The 20,360-nt window shown below is 63.3% G+C and carries 14 protein-coding genes; 8 read left to right on the plus strand and 6 right to left on the minus strand.

Annotated features, from left to right (window positions below):
- Window positions 1–10 precede the first annotated feature (10 nt).
- Complete coding sequence (locus OOJ09_RS20015; protein ID WP_269906842.1) at window positions 11–1,447, minus strand: glutamine synthetase family protein; 1,437 nt, start codon at window positions 1,445–1,447, stop codon at window positions 11–13.
- A gap of 144 nt (window positions 1,448–1,591) precedes the next feature.
- Here OOJ09_RS20015 and OOJ09_RS20020 point away from each other — a divergent pair, with 144 nt between their 5' ends.
- On the plus strand, window positions 1,592–2,308 hold the full coding sequence (locus OOJ09_RS20020; RefSeq protein WP_269906843.1) for an HAD family hydrolase: 717 nt from the start codon (window positions 1,592–1,594) through the stop codon (window positions 2,306–2,308).
- Between the two features lie 72 nt (window positions 2,309–2,380).
- Here OOJ09_RS20020 and OOJ09_RS20025 read toward each other — a convergent pair whose 3' ends face one another.
- The 3 genes from OOJ09_RS20025 to aceA all read right to left on the minus strand — a co-directional run bounded on the left by OOJ09_RS20025 (window position 2,381) and on the right by aceA (window position 4,652).
- Entirely contained in the window at window positions 2,381–2,785 is a 405-nt protein-coding gene (locus OOJ09_RS20025; RefSeq protein WP_269906844.1) for a response regulator, read from the minus strand.
- 280 nt (window positions 2,786–3,065) lie between these two features.
- Window positions 3,066–3,308, minus strand: a complete 243-nt coding sequence (locus OOJ09_RS20030; RefSeq protein ID WP_224568019.1) for a hypothetical protein — start codon at window positions 3,306–3,308, stop codon at window positions 3,066–3,068.
- A 54-nt stretch (window positions 3,309–3,362) separates the two neighbouring features.
- Window positions 3,363–4,652, minus strand: coding sequence for an isocitrate lyase (aceA, locus tag OOJ09_RS20035; protein ID WP_269906845.1), 1,290 nt, complete (start codon window positions 4,650–4,652; stop codon window positions 3,363–3,365).
- A 237-nt stretch (window positions 4,653–4,889) separates the two neighbouring features.
- On the opposite strand from aceA, the gene OOJ09_RS20040 reads away from it, so the two are divergent.
- The 6 genes from OOJ09_RS20040 to OOJ09_RS20065 all read left to right on the plus strand — a co-directional run bounded on the left by OOJ09_RS20040 (window position 4,890) and on the right by OOJ09_RS20065 (window position 11,891).
- Window positions 4,890–6,332 carry a helix-turn-helix domain-containing protein gene (locus OOJ09_RS20040; RefSeq protein WP_269906846.1) on the plus strand — a complete coding sequence of 481 codons (1,443 nt, stop codon included), beginning with the start codon at window positions 4,890–4,892 and terminating at the stop codon, window positions 6,330–6,332.
- A gap of 135 nt (window positions 6,333–6,467) precedes the next feature.
- The gene (locus tag OOJ09_RS20045) at window positions 6,468–7,421 is read left to right on the plus strand and encodes a DMT family transporter (protein WP_269906847.1); all 954 of its coding nucleotides are present in this window, start codon (window positions 6,468–6,470) and stop codon (window positions 7,419–7,421) included.
- Window positions 7,422–7,771: 350 nt separating this feature from the next.
- A complete protein-coding gene (locus OOJ09_RS20050; RefSeq protein WP_269906848.1) occupies window positions 7,772–8,869 on the plus strand; it encodes a polyamine ABC transporter substrate-binding protein in 1,098 nt (365 codons plus the stop codon).
- Between the two features lie 83 nt (window positions 8,870–8,952).
- Complete coding sequence (locus tag OOJ09_RS20055; RefSeq protein ID WP_269906849.1) at window positions 8,953–10,092, plus strand: ABC transporter ATP-binding protein; 1,140 nt, start codon at window positions 8,953–8,955, stop codon at window positions 10,090–10,092.
- A gap of 9 nt (window positions 10,093–10,101) precedes the next feature.
- Complete coding sequence (locus OOJ09_RS20060; protein WP_269906850.1) at window positions 10,102–11,076, plus strand: ABC transporter permease subunit; 975 nt, start codon at window positions 10,102–10,104, stop codon at window positions 11,074–11,076.
- The gene (locus OOJ09_RS20065; protein WP_269906851.1) at window positions 11,073–11,891 is read left to right on the plus strand and encodes an ABC transporter permease; all 819 of its coding nucleotides are present in this window, start codon (window positions 11,073–11,075) and stop codon (window positions 11,889–11,891) included. Before OOJ09_RS20060 ends, OOJ09_RS20065 begins: the two co-directional genes overlap by 4 nt.
- A 6-nt stretch (window positions 11,892–11,897) precedes the next feature.
- On the opposite strand, the gene OOJ09_RS20070 is transcribed toward OOJ09_RS20065, so the two are convergent.
- The gene (locus OOJ09_RS20070; RefSeq protein WP_269906852.1) at window positions 11,898–13,751 is read right to left on the minus strand and encodes an AsmA family protein; all 1,854 of its coding nucleotides are present in this window, start codon (window positions 13,749–13,751) and stop codon (window positions 11,898–11,900) included.
- A 326-nt stretch (window positions 13,752–14,077) separates the two neighbouring features.
- Here OOJ09_RS20070 and OOJ09_RS20075 point away from each other — a divergent pair, with 326 nt between their 5' ends.
- A complete protein-coding gene (locus tag OOJ09_RS20075) occupies window positions 14,078–16,036 on the plus strand; it encodes an acetoacetate--CoA ligase (protein WP_269906853.1) in 1,959 nt (652 codons plus the stop codon).
- Between the two features lie 302 nt (window positions 16,037–16,338).
- Here OOJ09_RS20075 and OOJ09_RS20080 read toward each other — a convergent pair whose 3' ends face one another.
- A complete protein-coding gene (locus OOJ09_RS20080) occupies window positions 16,339–20,220 on the minus strand; it encodes a PAS domain S-box protein (protein WP_269906854.1) in 3,882 nt (1,293 codons plus the stop codon).
- Window positions 20,221–20,360 lie beyond the last annotated feature (140 nt).

The following is a 20,360-nucleotide window of genomic DNA, read 5'->3' on the forward strand; positions in this document are numbered from 1 at the left end:
GCTCATGGCATCACACATTCAGCAGCAGATATTCCCTCTCCCAAGGGCTGATCACTTCCATGAACGTCTCGAATTCCGCCCGCTTGATCGCCGCATAGGTCGCGGCGAAGGACTTGCCCAGCAGCGCGCAGAGTTCCCCGTCGCCCTCGAACAGGTCGACGGCCTCGAGCAGGCTGCGCGGCAGGTCGATCTCGGCCGCGTTGGCGGTGGTCAGCACGGGAGGCTCGGCCTTGATCTTGTTGGTGATGCCGATCAGCCCGCAGGCCAGCGATGCCGCCAGCGCCAGATAGGGATTGGCATCGGAGGAGGGAATGCGGTTTTCGACGCGCCGTGCCGCCGGATCCGAGCGTGGCACGCGAAACGCCGTGGTGCGGTTGTCATAGCCCCATTTGTTGTTGACCGGAGCCGACGCCGCCTGCGTCAGCCGGCGGTAGGAATTCACATAAGGCGCGAACATCACCAGCGCGTTCGGCACATGCTTCTGCATGCCGCCGATGAAATGGAAAAAGTCTTCGGTTTCGGACCCGTCCTCCGCCGAAAAGATGTTCTGTCCGGTCTTCTTGTCGATGATCGACTGATGGATATGCATGGCGGAGCCCGGCTGCCCCTGGATCGGCTTGGCCATGAAGGTGGCGTAGATCTCGTGCTTGAGCGCCGCCTCGCGAATGGTGCGCTTGAACATGAAAACCTGGTCGGCCAGTTCGATCGGGTCGCCGTGGCGCAGATTGATCTCGAGCTGACCGGCACCCTCTTCATGGATCAGCGTGTCGATCTCCAGGCCCTGGCTTTCGGAGAAATGGTAGATGTCGTCGATCAGCTCATCGAACTCGTTGACGCCGGCGATCGAATAGCCGGCACCACCGCCGATTGCGCGCCCCGAACGGCCGACAGGCGGGGTCAGGGGATAGTCCGGATCCGGGTTCTTGCGCACGAGGTAGAATTCGATCTCGGGCGCCACCACCGGCTTCAGGCCGCGCTTGTCGTAAGCGGCAACCACGCGCTTCAGGACGTTGCGTGGCGTGAACTCGACCGAGCGGCCGTCCTGGTGGACGAGGTCGCAGATGACCGCGGCCGTCGGGTCTTCCTCCCAAGGCACTACCGTCAGCGTCGACAGATCGGGCATCAGCTTGAGGTCGCCGTCGTCCTCGGGATAGTGAAAGCCGTTGCCATCCTCGGGATAGCCGCCGGATATCGTCGTCATGAAGACGGCCGACGGCAATGCCAGCGACGTGTTGGAGGTGAATTTCTTCGACGGCATCATCTTGCCGCGCGCGACGCCGGCCTGATCAGGTGTGATGCATTCGATATCCTCGATGCCGCGCCATTCCAGCCAGGCGCTGACTTCCTTCCAGTTCTTGACGCCACGTTGGTTTTTCACGAAGGCAGGCGTACGGGCGCGTCCTCCGCGGCTCGACGGACGGACTTCCTTTTTTGCAGGCGGCATCATTCACCAGATTGGGTTGCGGATTTCGGAGTATAGCCGTGCCCCCCTATGGAAGGGAAGGGGAGCCATGGCAGGCATTCCTGTTCTGGTTGAAAATCGCGCGCCGGTCGGCTTAGGTTTAGGCGCTCCCCAGCCCGGAAGGCATCGATGCGAAACAACAGCGGACTGACCACCATCGGCTTCGATGCCGACGACACGCTCTGGCAGAACGAGCAGTTCTTCCGTATGACGGAGAAGCACTTTGCCGCCATGCTTGCCGACCATGGCGAGGCGGGACATATCTCGGCACGATTGCTGGAGGCCGAAAGGCGCAACCTTGCCGTCTATGGCTTCGGCATCAAGGGGTTCACGCTGTCGATGATCGAAACAGCGATCGAGGTCACGCAAGGCCACGTGCCGGCCTCGGTCATATCGGCAATTCTCGATGCCGGCCGCGAGATGCTGAGCCATCCGATCGAGGCCTTGCCGCATGCGCGCGAGGCTGTCGAGAAGCTTGCCGGCGCATTCCGCCTTGTGCTGATCACCAAGGGCGACCTCTTCGACCAGGAGCGCAAGCTGGCGCAATCCGGGCTGGGGGATCTGTTCGACGCGGTCGAGATCGTCAGTGACAAGAATGCCGCCACCTATGCCCGCCTCTTCAGCCGCCACGGCGATGGTCCCGCAAGAAGCATGATGGTCGGCAATTCGCTGAAATCGGACGTCGTGCCGGCCATCGAGGCCGGCGGCTGGGGTGTCCATGTGCCACATGAACTGACCTGGGTGCTGGAGCATGTCGAGGCTCCGGTTGCCGAGCCGAGGTTCCGCCTGATATCCGATCTCGGACAACTGCCCGGGCTGGTCGACAGCATCATGAACCCAGGCTGACCGTGGGCCTCAGCTATTTGTTTTTGCACAATTCCGGACGGAGAACCACCACACACTTTTGCTGGAATTACCCTACCGGCTGATCAGGCGATCGATCACCGGCTGCAACCGTTCGGGTGTAATCGGCTTGGCGACCACAACGTCGATGACGCTCGACAGGCCCAGGCTTTCCGGCGTGCCATTCTTGGTTGAAAGCAGGATCACCGGTGGAACCGGTTTGCCGGAGGCCCGACGCAACGCATCGATGCCGGACATCAGGTTGTCGCAGTCCTTGTTGTCGGCGCCGCCATCAAGGACAACGGCACCCGGAATGAGGGATCGCAAGACCTTTGCCGCCGTGTCGGGAGATTCCGAGATTGGCTTGAGCCCGGATCGCTCGACGATCTTCGAAATCACCACCCGATTGATTGGCGATCTTCCGACGACAAGCACCTGCGAGGGATCGCGGATCGTCTCGGTCCTTGAGTCGCGGGTCACCAAATTCGGGCGTTTTGGAGTCTCGCCTTCACGATTCACTGGGCACCCAAGTCAACCAAGAAGCTCGCCCCCATTTCAATGCAGAGTTGAAATCTGGAGCGCAATTGGCGTGAGATCGCGGCCCATGTCAAGTTGAAATAAAAGAGCTTGGAACCGACCCCCGGGGCAGCGAATTCAAGCAACGCGACTGTACTGACCTGTCCACGCGATGCGTTGCGTAAAAAGAAAATTCACCTGCGCAGAGACTGCGCAGGTGAAGGGCGGGTTGAGCGGATTTCGGTCAGCCTTGGCTCTGCTGCGTGACGATAACCGGGATCAGCAAGTCACCCCAGTTGCCGTCACCGCCGTGATGCCGTGCCGAGCGCACGAGCTCGACCGAGACGCCTGCCTCGACCGCCTTCATCACGGACTGGTTGAGGCGGTGCAGATCGTTGGCCAGCATGCGGATCGTCGCTTGCTGGTCGACGCTCATCGTGGTGGACTGCTCTTCGGCGCGTTCCTTGACGCGGCTTATCGATGCCATTGTTCTTCTCCTGTATCTCAGCCCTGCTGGGCGTTTCCTCGGTGTTCTCTTTCGCTATTCGGCGGCCGGCTTGAATTGCGCGTGCTCGGTCGATTCATGCATGGCGGTGGTCGACGACTGGCCGCCGGTGATCGCCATCGAGACGGCGTCGAAGTAGCCGGTGCCGACCTCGCGCTGATGCTTGGTCGCGGTGTAGCCGTTGGCTTCGGCGGCGAACTCCGCTTCCTGCAACTCGGAATAGGCCGCCATCTGTCGCGCCTTGTAGCCACAGGCGAGTTCGAACATGCCGTAGTTGAGCTGGTGGAAGCCGGCGAGCGTGATGAACTGGAACTTGTAGCCCATGCTGCCGAGCTCCTTCTGGAACTTGGCGATCGTCGCGTCGTCGAGATTCTTCTTCCAGTTGAACGATGGCGAGCAATTGTAGGCAAGCAGCTTGTCCGGGTGATGCTTGCGCACGCCCTCGGCGAATTTCTTGGCCTGCGCCAGGTCTGGCTTCGAGGTCTCGCACCAGATCAGGTCCGCGTGAGGCGCATAGGCGATGGCGCGGGCGATGCAGGGCTCGATGCCGTTCCTGACATGATAGAAGCCTTCCACGGTGCGCCCGGCGCCGTAGTCGACGAAAGGCTGGTCGCGTTCGTCGATGTCGGAGGTCAGCAGCTTGGCGGCTTCCGCATCGGTGCGCGCGACGACCAGGGTCGGCGTGCCCATCACGTCCGCTGCCAGGCGCGCGGCGTTGAGGTTGCGGATATGCGCCGCCGTCGGGATCAGCACCTTGCCGCCGAGATGGCCGCACTTCTTTTCCGATGCCAGCTGATCCTCGTAGTGAACGCCGGCAGCGCCCGCCTCGATGAATGCCTTCATGATCTCGAAGGCGTTGAGCGGCCCGCCGAAGCCGGCTTCCGCATCGGCGACAATCGGCGCGAACCAGGTGTCGACTGAAAGCCCGTTGCCTTCGGAGGTTTCGATCTGGTCGGCGCGCTGCAGCGTGCGGTTGATGCGCTTGACCAGTTCCGGTGCCGCATTGGCCGGATAAAGCGACTGGTCAGGATACATCGCCGAGGCGGTGTTGGCGTCGGCGGCAACCTGCCAGCCCGACAGGTAGATCGCCTTCAGTCCGGCGCGCACCTGCTGCATCGCCTGGTTGCCGGACATGGCGCCGAGCGCGTTGACGAAGTCCTCCTCGTGGATGAGCTTCCACAGCCGGTTGGCGCCCATTTCGGCGAGGCTCTGGCGGATCTGCACCGAACCGCGCAGCCGCTTCACATCCTCCGGCGAATAGGGGCGTTCAATGCCGTCGAAGCGACCTTCCGGCGCCGATGGGACGAGGTTGTAAAAATCAGTCATTGGTCACTCCGAAGGATTGCTGCGATGTGTCCGGGCGCCAGTTGTCTGGGCCTCGGGATGTGACTGAATTTACATTGCGGCGCGAAATGAGCCAGAGAATTCAAAGAAAACGGCCGAATATAAGGGAAAACCTGTGTTGTGTTTGACAGGGAGCTGCTGTAAATCTGTCATTGTTGTAAAAGGGCGACGGAGCGAAATTGCCGCGAAAGTCGTGTAAATTCCTGTCAAGGGCAGTCGATGGCTGATCAGAAGATATTCGCTGGGCCGCGCATCCGCCGCATCCGCAACGCCAAGGGCCTGACCCAGACGGCGATGGCCGAGGGGCTCGGCATCTCGCCGTCCTATCTCAACCTGATCGAGCGCAACCAGCGGCCTTTGACCGTGCAGCTGATCCTCAAGCTGGCGTCCGTCTACAAGGTCGATCCGCACGAACTGCAGGGCGAGGCAAGGGGGTCTGTCGCCGCCCTGAAGGAAGTGTTCACCGATCCCCTTTTGGTTGGCGAATTGCCGGGCGATCAGGAACTGATCGAGCTTGCCGAGGCGGCGCCCAATGCGTCGGCGGCTGTGATAAAGCTGTTTCGTGCCTATCGCGAACAGGCCGACCGCCTGTCCGACCTCAACGAGTTGCTGGCGCGCGAGGGGCGGGCGACGGCGCTTTCCGGTGCCCGCCTGCCGATCGACGAGGTGCACGAGATATTCGAGCGGCGGCCGAACCATTTCGCGGCGCTTGAAGAAGAAGCCGCGGCGTTCACCTCAGTGCTCGATCCCGGTGACGACCTGTTCGGTGCGCTGAAGGCCTGGCTGAAGCGCGAATACGGCATCGTGGTCAAGGTGCTGCCTGTCGCCACCATGCCGAACTGGCGCCGTCGCTATGATCGCCATTCGCAGCGCCTGTTCCTGTCCGAACGCCTGTCGCCGTTCGACCAGCTGCGCGAGGTCGCGATGGAAGCCTGCCTGATCCGCATGACGGTCGCGGTCGCCGGCGAGATCCAGGCGCTCAAGCTGAGCACGGACGAGGCCCGCCGCCTCGCCCGCTTCGAACTTGGCCGCTATGCGGCGCATGCGCTGATGATGCCCTACCAGGCCTTCCATGCGGCTGCCGTGCGCGCCCACTACGACATCGACGTCCTGCGTTCGCGTTTCGGCGTCTCCTTCGAGCAGGCGGCGAACCGGCTGACCATGCTGCAGCGGCAAGGCGCGCTCGGGGTGCCGTTCTTCATGCTGGAGGTCGACAATGCCGGCAACCGCTTTCGCAAGGCCGGTAGCCAGGGCTTTCCGCAAAGCCGCTTCGGCGGCGGCTGTCCCAAGCTCCCCGTGCACGTCGCCTTCACCCAGCCCGGCCAGATTTTCGTCGAGGCGGTGGAACTGCCCGACGGCGCCGAGTTCCTGTGCATTGCCCGCACGCTGGAGGGACCGCAAGGCGCCTTCTCCGAGCGTCCGCGCCGCACGGCGCTGCTGCTCGGTTGCGACATCGGCTTTCGTGACGACATCGTCTACGGCGCGGCACTTCCCGGCGCGGCAACCACCGCAAAGGTCGGCAACGTTGCGGCGACGCCGGTCGGACCTGCCTGCCGGCTTTGCGAGCGTGTCGGCTGTCTGGCGCGCGCCGAACCGCCGGTGACCCGTCCGCTCGGCCTCGACGAGATGGTGACGGGCTTGAGTGCCTTCGACTTTCAGTGACGCTGTGGCAAGGTGCCACAATTATCGCCGGTCTCTGGCTCACCCCTGGCCTTCGCCTTTGCGTTACGCGAACAGGGTACTTTTCTGTCGTCCCTTGCGCATCGTCCCGTCCACAAAAGCTCGACAGTCGCGCCCATGACCGACACAGCATCATCGCCGAGCCTTGTTTCATCGCCCGCCCCGCAGCGGGAGGAGCGGATCGGCTTCCTGCTGGTGTTCCTGTCGGCGCTGATGTGGAGTTTTGGCGGCACCATCGCCCGCTTCATCAGCGTCGACGACAGCTGGACCGTGGTGTTCTGGCGCTCCGTGTGGGCTGCCGCCTTCCTGCTCTGCTTCATGGTCTGGCGCGACGGCTGGCGCGGCACGCTGAAATTGTTCCGCGACATGGGCCTTCCAGGCCTTGCCGTGGGGTTCTGCTTCGCCACCGCATCGACCGCGTTCGTCGTGGCGCTTGCCTACACCACCGTCGCCAACATCCTGTTGATGCAGGCCGGCGTGCCGCTTCTGGCGGCGCTCTTTGCCTGGGCATTGTTTCGCGAAAGGGTGACTGTTTCGACCTGGCTGGCAATTGCCGCCGTCATCGCAGGCGTCGCCATCATGGTGTCGGAATCCCTTGACGGCGCCGTCTCGCCGATCGGCGACGGGCTGGCGCTGCTGATCGCGTTCATGTTCTCGATCGCCACCGTCATCACGCGGCGGTTTTCCAGCGTGCGCATGACGCCGGCGACCTGTCTCGGCACGATCCTGGCGGCGGGCTTTGCCGCCTCGCGGGCCTCGACCTTTACTGTATCGGCCGGCGACATGGGCTTTCTCTTCGCCTTCGGCGTGGTCAATCTCGGCCTCGGCCTCGCCTTCTTCGCCACCGGCGCACGGCTGATCCCGGCGGCCATCGCGGCGCTGCTCGGCACGTTCGAGCCGATCCTCGGGCCGATATGGGTCTGGCTCATTCATTCCGAGGTGCCATCCGGGCGCACCATCATTGGCGGCGCGGTGGTGGTCACGGCGCTGCTCGTCCATATCGGGCTCGAGTTCAAGCGCCAGACACGGCCCCAGCGCGCGGGGGTCACCGGGGTGCCATCGCCTAATTGACGCGGCCTGCAGCTTTGCCATTGACAACGTCGTTGCCGCGCGGGCAGGCTGGGAATACGGCAACAACAAGACAGGCGTATCTTGCCAAGTCTCCATGCCGGTCAGATCGAGACCGGACCACATCGTCGTATCTCTGCCCACGCCACGGCGAAAGCCTCTGACGGCATCGGCACGCCACCCAGGCCGAGACAGGGACACGGAGCCATCACCTGCCGCGCATCGAACCACCCCCATGGTGCCGGCAGTTCGCGCTTGTCGCCCCCTGGAAAGCCCAATAGTCTGAAACAAATGCCCGGTCGCGCGGGGTCCGCGACGAGCCGGCGAAGGAACACTCATCAAAGGAGAATAGCATGATCCGCAAAGCGCTCTGGCTTTCGGCGACCTCGGCATTTCTGACACTCTTCGCTGTCGGTAGTCACGCGGAGGACCGTGTCGTCAACGTCTTCAACTGGTCGGATTACATCGACAGCTCGATCATCGACGATTTCACCAAGGCAACCGGCATCAAGGTCGTCTACGACACCTTCGATTCCAACGAAATCCTTGAAACCAAGCTGCTCGCCGGCGGCAGCGGCTACGACGTCGTCGTGCCCAGCGGCAACTTCCTCGCGCGCCAGATCCAGGCCGGCGTGTTCCAGAAGCTAGACAAGTCGAAACTGCCGAACATTTCCAACATGTGGGACACGGTTTCGGAGCGAACCGCCAAATACGACCCCGGCAACGAATACTCGATCAACTACATGTGGGGCACGGTTGGTATCGGCTACAACATCAAGAAAGTGCAGACAGCGCTCGGCACCGACAAGATCGACAGCTGGGACGTGTTCTTCAATCCCGACAGCCTGGCCAAGTTGAAGGACTGCGGCGTCTACGTGCTGGACTCGCCTGCCGACATCATTCCGGCGGCATTGAAATATCTCGGCCTCGACCCGAACAGCACCTCGCCCGACGATATCGCCAAGGCCGAGGAGGCCTTGCTGAAGGTCCGGCCTTACATCAGAAAGTTCCATTCTTCCGAATACATCAACGCACTTGCCAACGGTGATATCTGCCTGGCGGTCGGCTGGTCGGGTGACGTCTTCCAGGCCCGCAACCGCGCGGTCGAGGCCAAGCAGGGCGTCGAGATCGGCTATTCCGTGCCGAAGGAAGGCGCGCAGATGTGGTTCGATCAGATGGCGATCCCTGCCGATGCGCCACATGTCGCCGAGGCGCTCGAGTTCATCAACTACATGATGAAGCCGGAAGTTATCGCCAAATCGTCGAACTACGTGCTTTACGCAAACGGCAACAAGGCCTCGCAGCAATTCATCGACAAGGCACTGTTGGATGATCCTTCGGTTTATCCCGATGCCGAGACCATAAAGAAGCTCTATACGGTCTCTCCCTACGACCCCAAGACCCAGCGCGTCATCACACGCACCTGGACCAAGATCGTCACTGGCCAGTAGGCAATCCGACACGGTCCCGGCAGCCCCCTGCCGGGACCGATTCTTTTCCGGGGCAAGAAGCAAGAACCAGGACGGAGTGGGACATGAAATCGCTTGGCAGCATCCGCAGGGATTTCGCGCCATGGAATGATCCGAACGCCAAGCCATACATCCAGTTCGACAACGTCACCAAGAAGTTCGGGGACTTCACCGCCGTCAACAATCTGTCGCTGACCATCTTCGAGCGCGAGTTTTTCGCTTTGCTCGGTGCCTCCGGTTGCGGAAAATCGACGCTGCTGCGCATGCTCGCCGGCTTCGAGGAACCGACGTCCGGCCGCATCCTGCTCGATGGCCAGGATTTGCGCGGCATCCCGCCCTATCGGCGGCCGGTCAACATGATGTTCCAGTCCTATGCCCTGTTTCCGCATATGACCGTCGAGAAGAACATCGCCTTTGGCCTCAAGCAGGAAGGCATGTCCGCGCCCGATATCGAAAAGCGCGTCGCCGAAATGCTCAGGCTGGTCAAGCTAGAGCAGTTCGCCAAGCGCAAGCCGCATCAACTGTCCGGCGGACAGCGCCAGCGTGTCGCGCTTGCCCGCTCGGTCGCCAAGCGGCCGAAGGTGCTGCTGCTCGATGAGCCGCTTGGCGCTCTCGACAAGAAGCTGCGCGAGGAAACGCAGTTCGAACTGATGGACCTGCAGCAGAATCTCGGCCTGACCTTCGTCGTCGTCACCCACGACCAGGAGGAAGCCATGACCATGGCCGATCGCATCGCCATCATCGACAAGGGCGAGGTGATGCAGGTGGCAACGCCGGCCGAAGTTTATGAAGCCCCGACCTCGCGCTTTGTCGCCCACTTCGTCGGCAACGTGAACATGTTCGAGGGCAAGGTTGCCGAGCGGACGGCAAAGACAACGCGCATCGCCGGCGCCAGCGGAGCCCAGATCGTCGTCGACAACGCCGTCGACACCGCCCCGGGCGCCGACATCGTCTTCGCCATCCGGCCGGAGAAGATCAAGATTTCGTCCAAGAAGCCGGTCGATGCCGTCAATGCGCTGGAGGGCGAAGTCTACGACATCGCCTATCTCGGCGACATGACCGTCTACCACGTCAGGCTCGACGACGGGCAGATGGTGCGGGCGAGCACGATGAACGCGGCACGCATCACCGAGGATCCGCTGAGCTGGAACGACCGGGCCTGGGTTTCTTTCCGGCCCGACGCCGGCGTCGTGCTGACGCGATAGGGGGCGATCATGTCGAACGCCGCCGTTACCGCCGCATCAGCCTCCCCGGCAACCAGTGCCGGAAAATCCATTCTGGCCAGGTTGGGGGCGGCCTTCGTCGGCCGTCTGGTCATCATCATCCCCTATGTCTGGCTGCTGTTCTTCTTTCTCATCCCCTTCATCATCGTCTTCAAGATTTCGCTGTCGCAGACGGCGATCGCCATGCCGCCCTATACACCGGTGCTTGATTTCAGTGGCGGCATTTCCGGTTTCTTCGGCCAGCTGAGGCAGCTCAGCATCGATAACTACGTGTGGTTGACGCAGGACGCGTTGTATTTCAATGCCTATGTGACAAGCCTTATCATTGCCGCGATCTCGACAGTCCTGACGCTGCTCGTCGGCTACCCAATCGCCTATGGCATGGCGCGCGCCCCGGCCACCATCCGCCCGACCTTGCTGATGCTTGTCATCCTGCCGTTCTGGACCTCGTTCCTGATCCGGGTCTATGCCTGGATCGGTATCCTCAAGCCCGAGGGCCTGCTCAACCAGCTGCTGCTCGCCACCGGCATCATCAGCCAGCCGCTGATCATCCTCAACACCTATACGGCGATCTTCATCGGCATCGTCTATTCCTACCTGCCCTTCATGGTGCTGCCGCTCTATTCGTCGCTCGAAAAGATGGATTATTCGCTGATCGAGGCGGCCAAGGATCTTGGCTGTCCGCCGACCAGCGCGTTCTGGAAGATCACCTTCCCGCTGTCACTGCCCGGCGTCATCGCCGGCTGTCTGCTGGTGTTCATCCCTGCCGTCGGCGAGTTCGTCATTCCCGACCTGCTTGGTGGATCGCAGACGCTGATGATCGGCAAGACGCTGTGGAACGAGTTCTTCGCCAATCGCGACTGGCCGGTGTCGTCGGCCGTTGCCGTCATCCTTTTGCTGTTGCTGACCGTGCCGATCATGCTCTTCCAGCAAGCCCAGGCACGTGCCCAGGAGCAGGACAAATGAACACCACCTGGAGCCGCTTCAACGTCACCTCGATCGTGCTGGGCTTTGCCTTTCTGTACCTGCCGATCGTCCTGCTTATCGTCTTTTCTTTCAACGAGTCGAAACTGGTCACCGTCTGGGGCGGCTTCTCGACCAAATGGTACGTGTCGCTGTTCCACAACCAGGGCCTGATGGACGCCACCTGGGTCACGGCACGCGTCGGCGTCATTTCGGCCACGGTGGCGACCGTGCTCGGCACGCTGGCGGCGCTGACCTTGACGCGCTACACGCGGTTCAGGGGCAGGGTGCTGTTTTCCGGCATGGTTTTTGCGCCGCTGGTCATGCCGGAAGTCATCACCGGCCTGTCGCTGCTGCTGCTCTTCGTGGCCGTCGGTCTCGACCGCGGCTTCCTCACCGTCACGCTCGCCCACATCACCTTGACCATGTGCTTCGTCGCCGTCGTCGTGCAGTCGCGCCTGATCAGCTTCGACCGCTCGCTGGAAGAAGCCGCGATGGATCTTGGCGCAACGCCGGTGAAGACCTTCTTCCAGATCACGCTGCCCGTCATCATGCCGGCGATCGTGTCCGGCTGGATGCTGGCCTTTACGCTTTCGCTCGACGATCTGGTCATCGCCAGCTTCACCTCCGGGCCTGGGGCCACCACGCTGCCGATGAAGATCTACAGCCAGGTCCGCCTCGGCGTGACGCCGGAGATCAACGCCGCCTGCACCATCCTGATCGCCGTTGTCGCGGTCGGCGTCATCATCGCTTCGATCGCCAACAAGCGGCGCGAGGTGCAGCGTCAGCTCGACGAACAGGCCGCGCAACGCGGGTGATGCGGTCTATTCCCCCGAAACGCCGCGGCTGATCGGGGAAATGAACGGCGTGCTCCAGGTCCCGCCGACAAAGAACGATGACTGGTTGGGGCCTTGCTGGCCGTTGGTCTGCCCTGCCGCCTGGTCCGCCTGAATGACACCGCCGGACAGGGCCAGTCCCCGTCCCGCGTAGGACGCGATCCCGGACAGCCAGATCTTGTGCTTCGCCGAATTGGCTTCGGCCTTGTCGATCCGCGCCACGCCTTTCGAAATGCTGGCCTTGATCTCGGCGCCGTCGATCGGCAGCGTTCCGTCGGAGACGTCGTCGAGCGCGAAGAAGCCGCCTTGTTCGGTGTGCTTGAGGAAGGCCGGCAGATTGAACCTGCTCAACGCACCGGGTCCGAAGGTTGCCGTGACCGAGCCGTCGGCATTGTCGAAGATGGAGTCCCAGGTTCTGCCGGGTCCCTTTAGGATGACCGAGACGGTTCCCGTGCCGACCGGCACCAGCCGCGTCATCCCCGCCGCGGTGGCGAAAGCACCGCCGTCTATGTCGGAGGCCAGCAGCCGGATCTCGACCTGCGTGCCTTCCGGTTTGCGGTCGAAACGAAGGCTGCTCTGGATGTTGCCGCCGAAGGCCGATGCATCGGAGATATCGAAGACGGAAAGTCCGTCCTTGACCTGGGCGGTGGCGGCGACGTCGGCGAGCTGAATGGTGCCCGCCGTGGCGTGCGCCGCCGACAATCTGAGATCAAGGTTGATCCGGTCGGCGAAACTTGTGTCGATTTCGGCCGGGCCGGTCCCTGCGGTTGGCGCCAGCGGCGTGAAGGCGGACAGGAACGACCTGAGGTCCAGTGTATCGAAGGCGAGCGTGCCGGAGATCACCGGTTGTGCCTCGCCGAGCGAGAGGTCCAGCGCCCCCATCCCCGGATTGTTGTCCAGGGAGATCGCGGTGTTATCGAACTTGACGCGCCCGGCCGTCGCCGTGACCTTGCTCGAAATGCTGACGGAGCCGATCGCGGCGCCCGGAGCGATGCCGGCCTGCGCCCATTCCAGAACCCGGCGCAAGGACGGCGCCGAGAACTTCGCCTGACCATCGAAATAGGCGTTTTCGGACATGCTGGCGGTGCCGTCGAAAGAGAAGGTCGCGGGCGCTGCCTTGAAGGACAGCGTGAGCGGTGCCGTGCCGCCGGCAAACAGCACCAGCGGCTTCGCCGAGGCAACGTCCAGGGCGACGCTTTCGCCGCGCCAGATCCCGGTCGCCGACAGCGTCGCATTGCTGTTCATCGCCGCCCAGGTCGCCTGGCCGGTCAGGCTGCTCAGCACCTCGACATCCTTGCCGCCGACGGAAGCCACCATGCGGCCGTCACGGAACTCCACCGTGCCGAAAGTGTCGGCCGGCAGCTTGTCCAGGTCCGGCTTGGCGGGGTCGGCATTGACCACGCCGCGCGCCGTGTCGATGGAACGCGCAATGCGTCCACCGGTCGGGACGGCGGGCAGGAAGAGGCCGGTCGCCATACGCTGGACCCGGATCGTCGGCCGCACCAGCCGCGCCGTCGAAAACACCACATCGCCACGCAGTGCCGCCATCGCGGAGAGATCGACCTCGACCCGTTCGGCCTCGACGACCGGCGGTGCGTCGGTGTCCGTCCATTGCGAAAGCGTCACATCGGTCAGGATCGCCCGGAAATTCGGCCAGACCTCGATGCGCGGCGAGCCTTCGATGGCGACCCGGAAGCCGCTCCACGCACTCATTTCCCAGGCGATGCGGTCGCGCACGATACGGGTGGAAGCGATCAGCGGCAGGGCGGCGACGATCAGCGCGATGACGATCACGGCGGTGCCGATCGCCCATACGCCGCGCCGGATCAAAGGGGATGGCATCTCGCCTCGTATGCTTTCATTCCGACAAAATCGCCTGACGGGTGTAACCCCAGTCGTCACTACGACTTAGGGCTGACGCATTTCAAGTCTTTATGGCCCGGCGATGGCATTTGCGCACATCTCGCCGTATCGGCCGAACAAAATCTTGCACAAAATCTTGCTCTGCTGCGCTGCGATATGCATAAGCGATGCAGCCTGATGCATGTGGCCCAAAGCCTGCGCCGAGAGGGTTCGCGGCGGTTTTGGGACAGCGGCGTGCATAAGCAGAGTTTAAAGCGTGTTGCATGGATTCTCTCGGACGCGACACGCTTTAAGGAGGAACGATCATGGCTGCCGACGCCCCGCTCTGGACCCCGACGCAAGACCAGATTGACGCCGCGCCGCTGACCGCTTTCATGAAGGCCGCCATGGCGAAAGCCGGCTTGCCCTTCCCCTCCTACGCCGACCTTCACCGCTGGTCGGTCGACGATCGCGAGGCATTCTGGAGCCTGCTGTGGGATTTCTGCGGCATTGTCGGCGACAAGGGTGAGCTCGTGCTCGTCGACGGCGACAAGATGCCCGGCGCCTCCTTCTTCCCTGACGCAACGCTGAACTTCGCCGAGAACCTGTTGAAGAAGACCGGGCCTGGTGACGCAATCGTCTTTCGCGGCGAGGACAAGGTCGAACGCCGGCTGTCGTGGAACGAGTTGCATGCGCTGACCTCGCGTTTGCAGCAGCTTTTCCTGTCGCTCAAGGTGAAAAAAGGTGATCGCATCGCGGCGATGATGCCCAACATGCCGGAGACGGTTGCCGCCATGCTGGCCGCCGCCTCGATTGGCGCCGTCTGGTCGTCCTGCTCTCCCGATTTCGGCGAGCAGGGCGTGCTCGACCGGTTCGGTCAGATCGAGCCTGTCATCTTCATCGCGCCCGACGGCTACTGGTACAATGGCAAGGCGATCGAGGTCGCCGACAAGATCGCCGCGGTTGCGGCCAAGCTTGGCACGGTCCGCAAGGTTCTGGTCGTCGACTATCTCGGCACCTCGACCGATGTTGCCGCAACCATCGACAAGGCGGTGGCGCTGGAAGAGGCACTGTCGCCGTTTGCCGCCAGGCCCGTCGGCTTCGAGCGGCTGCCGTTCGCGCACCCGCTCTACATCCTGTTTTCTTCCGGAACGACCGGCATTCCCAAATGCATCGTCCATTCGGCCGGCGGAACGCTGATCCAGCATGTCAAGGAACACCGGCTGCATGCCGGGCTGATCGAGGGCGACCGCTTCTTCTACTTCACCACCTGCGGCTGGATGATGTGGAACTGGCTGGTGTCGGGCCTCGCTTCAGGCACCACGCTGCTACTCTACGATGGCTCGCCCTTCTATCCCGACGGCAATGTGCTGTTCGACTTCGCCGATGCCGAGAAGATGACCTTTTTCGGCACCTCGGCCAAATTCATCGATTCCGTGCGCAAGGCCGGTCTCGAGCCGATCCGCACGCATGATCTGTCGACCGTGCGTGCGATTTCCTCCACCGGCTCGCCGCTGTCGCCGGAGGGTTTCCGCTTCGTCTATGACGGCATCAAGAAGGATGTCCACCTGGCCTCGGTCTCCGGCGGCACCGACATCGTCTCCTGCTTCGTGCTCGGCGTGCCGACGCAACCGGTGTGGACCGGCGAGATCCAGGGTCCCGGCCTCGGCCTCGCCGTCGATGTCTGGGATGACGACGGCAAGCCCGTCAGGCAGCAGAAGGGCGAACTGGTCTGCACCAGGGCCTTTCCGGCGATGCCGATCGGCTTCTGGAACGACCCTGAGGGCAAGAAGTACCAGGCGGCCTATTTCGAGCGCTTCGACAATGTCTGGTGTCACGGCGATTTCGCCGAATGGACCGACCATGGCGGCCTGATCATCCACGGCCGTTCCGATGCCACGCTCAATCCGGGCGGCGTGCGCATCGGCACGGCGGAGATCTACAATCAGGTCGAACAGATACCCGAGATTCTGGAGGCGCTGTGTATCGGCCAGGATTTCGACAATGACGTACGCGTCGTGCTGTTCGTGCGGCTGGCCGCGGGCGTGCGGCTCGACGCGGATCTGGAAAAAAGCATACGGGCGAAAATCCGCACGGGGGCGAGCCCCCGCCACGTGCCGGCCAGGATCGTCGCCGTTACCGACATCCCGCGTACCAAATCAGGCAAGATCACCGAGCTGGCGGTGCGCGACGTGGTGCATGGCCGCGCCATCAAGAACAAGGAGGCGCTGGCCAATCCCGAAGCGCTGGAGCTGTTCAAGAACCTGCCACAGCTGGCCGAGTGACCGGGCAGGCGTCATGGTTAACGAAATCTGTCGTTGGAATTTACCTAGATTTCATGAGTGGTACACATTCGTAAACTTTTCGCCGCGCCGGTAAGGAGTTGTTAAGGCCCGGCGTCGATAGTCGCATGTAACTTGAGGGAGAAATCCCGTTCCTCCACATCCCCGGAGGATCTGAATTCGCTCAAGCCCCCGTTGTGACAGCAATCCCATCTCTTAAGGCGTCCTTTGGGCGCCTTTTCTTTTGCCGGGGCAATTCCGGGAAAGTGCGAAACGGTCTTCCGTCCGGAATTGCGTGGGCGCGGTTATTCCGCGAGCACGCGGGTCGACGGAAACGCGACCTCGACCAGGGTGCCTTCCCCCGGCGTCGAATTGATGGTGAACCGGGCGCGGTTGGCCTCCACCATCGCCTTGGTCAGCGGCAATCCAAGCCCGGTTCCGTCGCCGCGTCCGCGCTTCAGGGCGTTGATCTGCTTGAACGGCTTCAGTGCCTGCTCGATCTCGGCCTGGCTCATGCCGATGCCGGTGTCGCGCACCCGCATGACGACGTCGCCCGACGTCTCATAGGCGGTCGAGACGATCACCTGGCCGCCAGCCTGGGTGTAACGGATGGCATTCGACAGGATGTTGAGCGCGATCTGGCGCACGCTGCGCAGGTCCGCCACCACTTCCGGCAGCCGCGAAGCGAAGCTGGAGCGGATGATGACACGTTCGCGATTGGCCTGCGGCTGCATCATTGCCACCGTCTCGGCCAGCGTGTCGTTGAGCGACACCGCCTCGTAAGCCATCTCCTGCTGGCCGGCCTCGATTTTCGAGATGTCGAGCAGGTCGTTGACAAGGTCGAGCACATGATTGCCCGAGCGGTTAATGTCGCGCAGATAGTCGCGGTAGCGGTCGTTGGCGACAGGGCCGAACTTCTCGTCGACCATCAATTCGGAAAACCCGATGATGGCATTGAGCGGCGTGCGGATTTCGTGGCTGATGCGAGCCAGGAAATCGGTCTTCTGCGACGACGCGCGTTCGGCCACCGCGCGTGCCTGCGTGAGGTCCTCTTCGGCCCGCTTCCACTGCGTGATGTCGCGCACGACGGCGCAGAAGCCGCTGTCGCTGGGCAGCCGGCCGATGGTCATGAACAGCGGAATGAAGCGCCCTTGCGCCTCGCGCCCGATCACCTCGCGGCCGTCATTCATCACACTCGCCACGCCGGGCTCGGACAGTCCGTTGAGATAGTCGCGCGCCGCGCGCTGGCTTTCGATGGCAAACAGCGAGGCGAACGGCTTGCCGGTCACCTCGTCGCTGTCGAAGCCGAACAGCGCTTCGGCCGGACGGCTGATCGAGCGGATGGTGCCGTCGCGAGCGATAAGCACGACGCCGTCGGTCGCGGTGTCGATGATGGTGCGCATCTCGGCGATGCGTGCCTTGAGCTCCGAAACGTCCGGCTGTGTCTGCTCGTCGCCAACGGCATGCAGGGCCGCCGGCGTGTCATCCTCGCCGGAGCGGCGCACGACCAGCATCAGCGCCTTGCCGTCGCGCCAGGGAACCGAGCGCAGGATGGCCTCGATCGGGAATTCCTGTCCGCCACGGGTCTTCAGCCGAAGCGCGCGATCGGTGCCGTCGGAAGCGCCGTCGTCGGCGTAGGGGTCGGCAAACAGTGCGCCGAGGCCACCAGCATCCGCCAGGTCATCGAGCGCCTCGTAGCCGGTCAGGTCGAGGAATTCCTCGTTCGCATAGTGCAGCTGATCGCCCGAATGGATCAGCAGCGGCACCGGCAACTTGCTGAGAAGCGAGGTATCAGGGTCCCGGTTTTCATCCCCGGCCGAAAACGCCGACGGCACGAACCCTTCGACCTTGAGCGGCGGCACCTGCAGGCGTGGCCGCTCGACGCGTGCCTCCAGGGCATCGCTCGCGTTGTCAGTCTCGTCGGCGGACGCAACGGCCGGTTTGTCAGGCGAGGCGGCGTCCTCGTCGGACTGCGCCCAATCCTCATTGTCCTCGGCGTCGCGAAAATCCGCCGACGTCATGCTGTCGTCGTCCGCTGCCGGGCCGTTCACCTGTGGTGTGCCGCCGGCCGCCGGTTGCGCTTCAGTGTCGCGAGCCCCGGCTTTGGCTGGACCCGCCTTCTCTTCCGCGGATACCGGCTCATCGTCGCTGTTGTCGGCGACATAGGTCGGTTCATCGTCGCGGTCGGCAAGGTCGAGCAGCGAGCCCGAAGGATTGGACCGGACTGTTTCCTCTCCCGCCGTCTCATCTGGATGTGCGCCGTCGAGCCGTGCCAGATCCTTTTCGTCCTCGGCATCGATATCGGCGGGCTCGGCTGCGCTTGCCTCGTCCGCGGCGTCAGTCGCCGGCTCGAGGTCCGCATCCACTGGTCCAGCATTCGGGGCGGCGGCGTCCTCTATGGGACCACCATCTTGCGTCGACAGGCTCGTGCCGGCCGCTTCGGATGGCAGCTCCGCTTGCCCTGCCGGCCCAGGCTTTTCGGCTTCCGGCGGTTCGACCGGGGAACTGTCCTTCTTCAGCCGTTCGCCGATCTCGCGGAACGCACTGCGTTCGAGTGTCGACAGGCCCTTGTCGTTGGCTGGCTGGCGATGTTCGGCCAGCCGGATCACCTTGTCGGCAAAGCGCCGTTCTGGTTTCGGCACGATGGTCAGCGCCGGCACCTCGCCCTTGAAGGGATCCGATGCCCTCGGCTCTTCAGCTTTCGGCGCCTCCGGCGCGGATTTGACGGCTTCCGGCGCCGCCGGCGTCTGGCCATTGGGAACGAGCGCCATGCCGATGGCCTCGGGATCGACGACCGCGTCGCCGGTGCGGGCAACGCCGAAGCCGCGGAAACCCTCGAAGGCACGGCTGCGGCCATAGACGGGCAGGGCGGCCAGGTCGACAGGGATCTTGAGATCGGTGCCGACGACCGGCCAAAGCACGGAGCGTCCGGACCAGGTGTCGCGCCGCTCCAGCAGACCGGCGATCTCGCCGGAGGCATCGAGGCCGAAGGCTGCAGCGACATCCTTGAAACGCCGGCCGATGACGTCGGCTGCGGGCTTGCCGACGATCTCGGCGAATTCCGGCGACAGCGCGCTGAACTTGCCGTCGGCATCGGTGCGCCAGACGAAGCGTATCGGCGCCGCGGTGCGGTCTATCGCCGGGGCGGCCGGGGTCGCGATCGGCGAGGGGGCTTGGACATCATTCCGTCTCGTGCTTTCCTCGGGGCGCTCCGGGACGGCCGATCCAGCCGGCGCTTTGGGTTCGGGCGCGGCCGGTTGGCGCGCCTGTTGCCCCTCGTCCTCGTCGGTGTTGAAGTACCAATGATCGTGTTGCGCCGGCGTGCTCCCTGCCGCCGGAGCTTGCCCGGCCGCGGCGACGATCTCATGCAGTTCCGATGCCGGGACAGCTTCGGCCGGTTGCGTGGCGCCCGGTTCGTCCGTCGCTGTCTCGGTGTGCTGGCTCGGCTCCGACTGGACAACAGCGTCGCCAGCCGGCGCGGCCTCGGCAATGGGTTCGGGGCGTTCGCCGGTTGTGGTCCTTTCGTCGAGTTGGTCCTCGTCGATCACCACCAGCAGATGCCGTTCCTCGGTCAATCTTGCCAGACCAGCCGGAAAGGACGCCGTGCGGCCGGGAACGAGGCGCTTGACGATGCGGTCGCTCTCCGCTGCGACGTCAGCGACGAGCGCAGTCAGCGTCCCGGGCAAGATGCCCAGGGCCGAAAACCCTTCCGATGCCGCCTCGATGTTGCCCTTGGCATCGATGAAGGCGATGAAATGGCCGTCTTCGGTGAAGCCGCTGATGGCGCGAGCGGCGATCTCGCCGGCACTGCGCGAACCTGTCTGTGCCGCCGGCACCGCCAGCATGATCGCTTTCTCGGCGTCCGGCATGGTCACCGCGCTGGCCAGGAAGCCGACCGCGCGGCTGGTCATGCCGGTTGCCAGCCGCACCATGATGGCGCGGTCGCGGCCGATCTCGGGAAATCCGCTTGTCGCCATGATCTGGCGTCTGGCGATCAACGGCAACCGCGCCGAGGCACCGATGATGGCCTCGATTTCGGGATAGCCGAACACCGCCGCACCTGGCCCGTTGGCCCAGATTACCTGCTCCAGATCCTCCGACAGGATCGCGATCGCGTCGCCGGCGGCAAAGCGCTGGCGGACTGCATCGAGCACGGCGACGTCGAGGAAGGAATATTCGGACGGCATGCGCTTGGTGAACCCTCACGGAGCGGCGAATTTGCAGTTAACACTTTGTTAATAAAAGCCGGCGGCGCGAAGGTCCACAAGCCAGAACGTGCAAAGGCTGGAATTTGGGCTCTTGGTTAACGGCCCAAAAGAAATTTATG

This window comes from Mesorhizobium qingshengii (genome assembly GCF_027563465.1).
Classification (GTDB): Bacteria; Pseudomonadota; Alphaproteobacteria; order Rhizobiales; family Rhizobiaceae; genus Mesorhizobium; species Mesorhizobium qingshengii_A.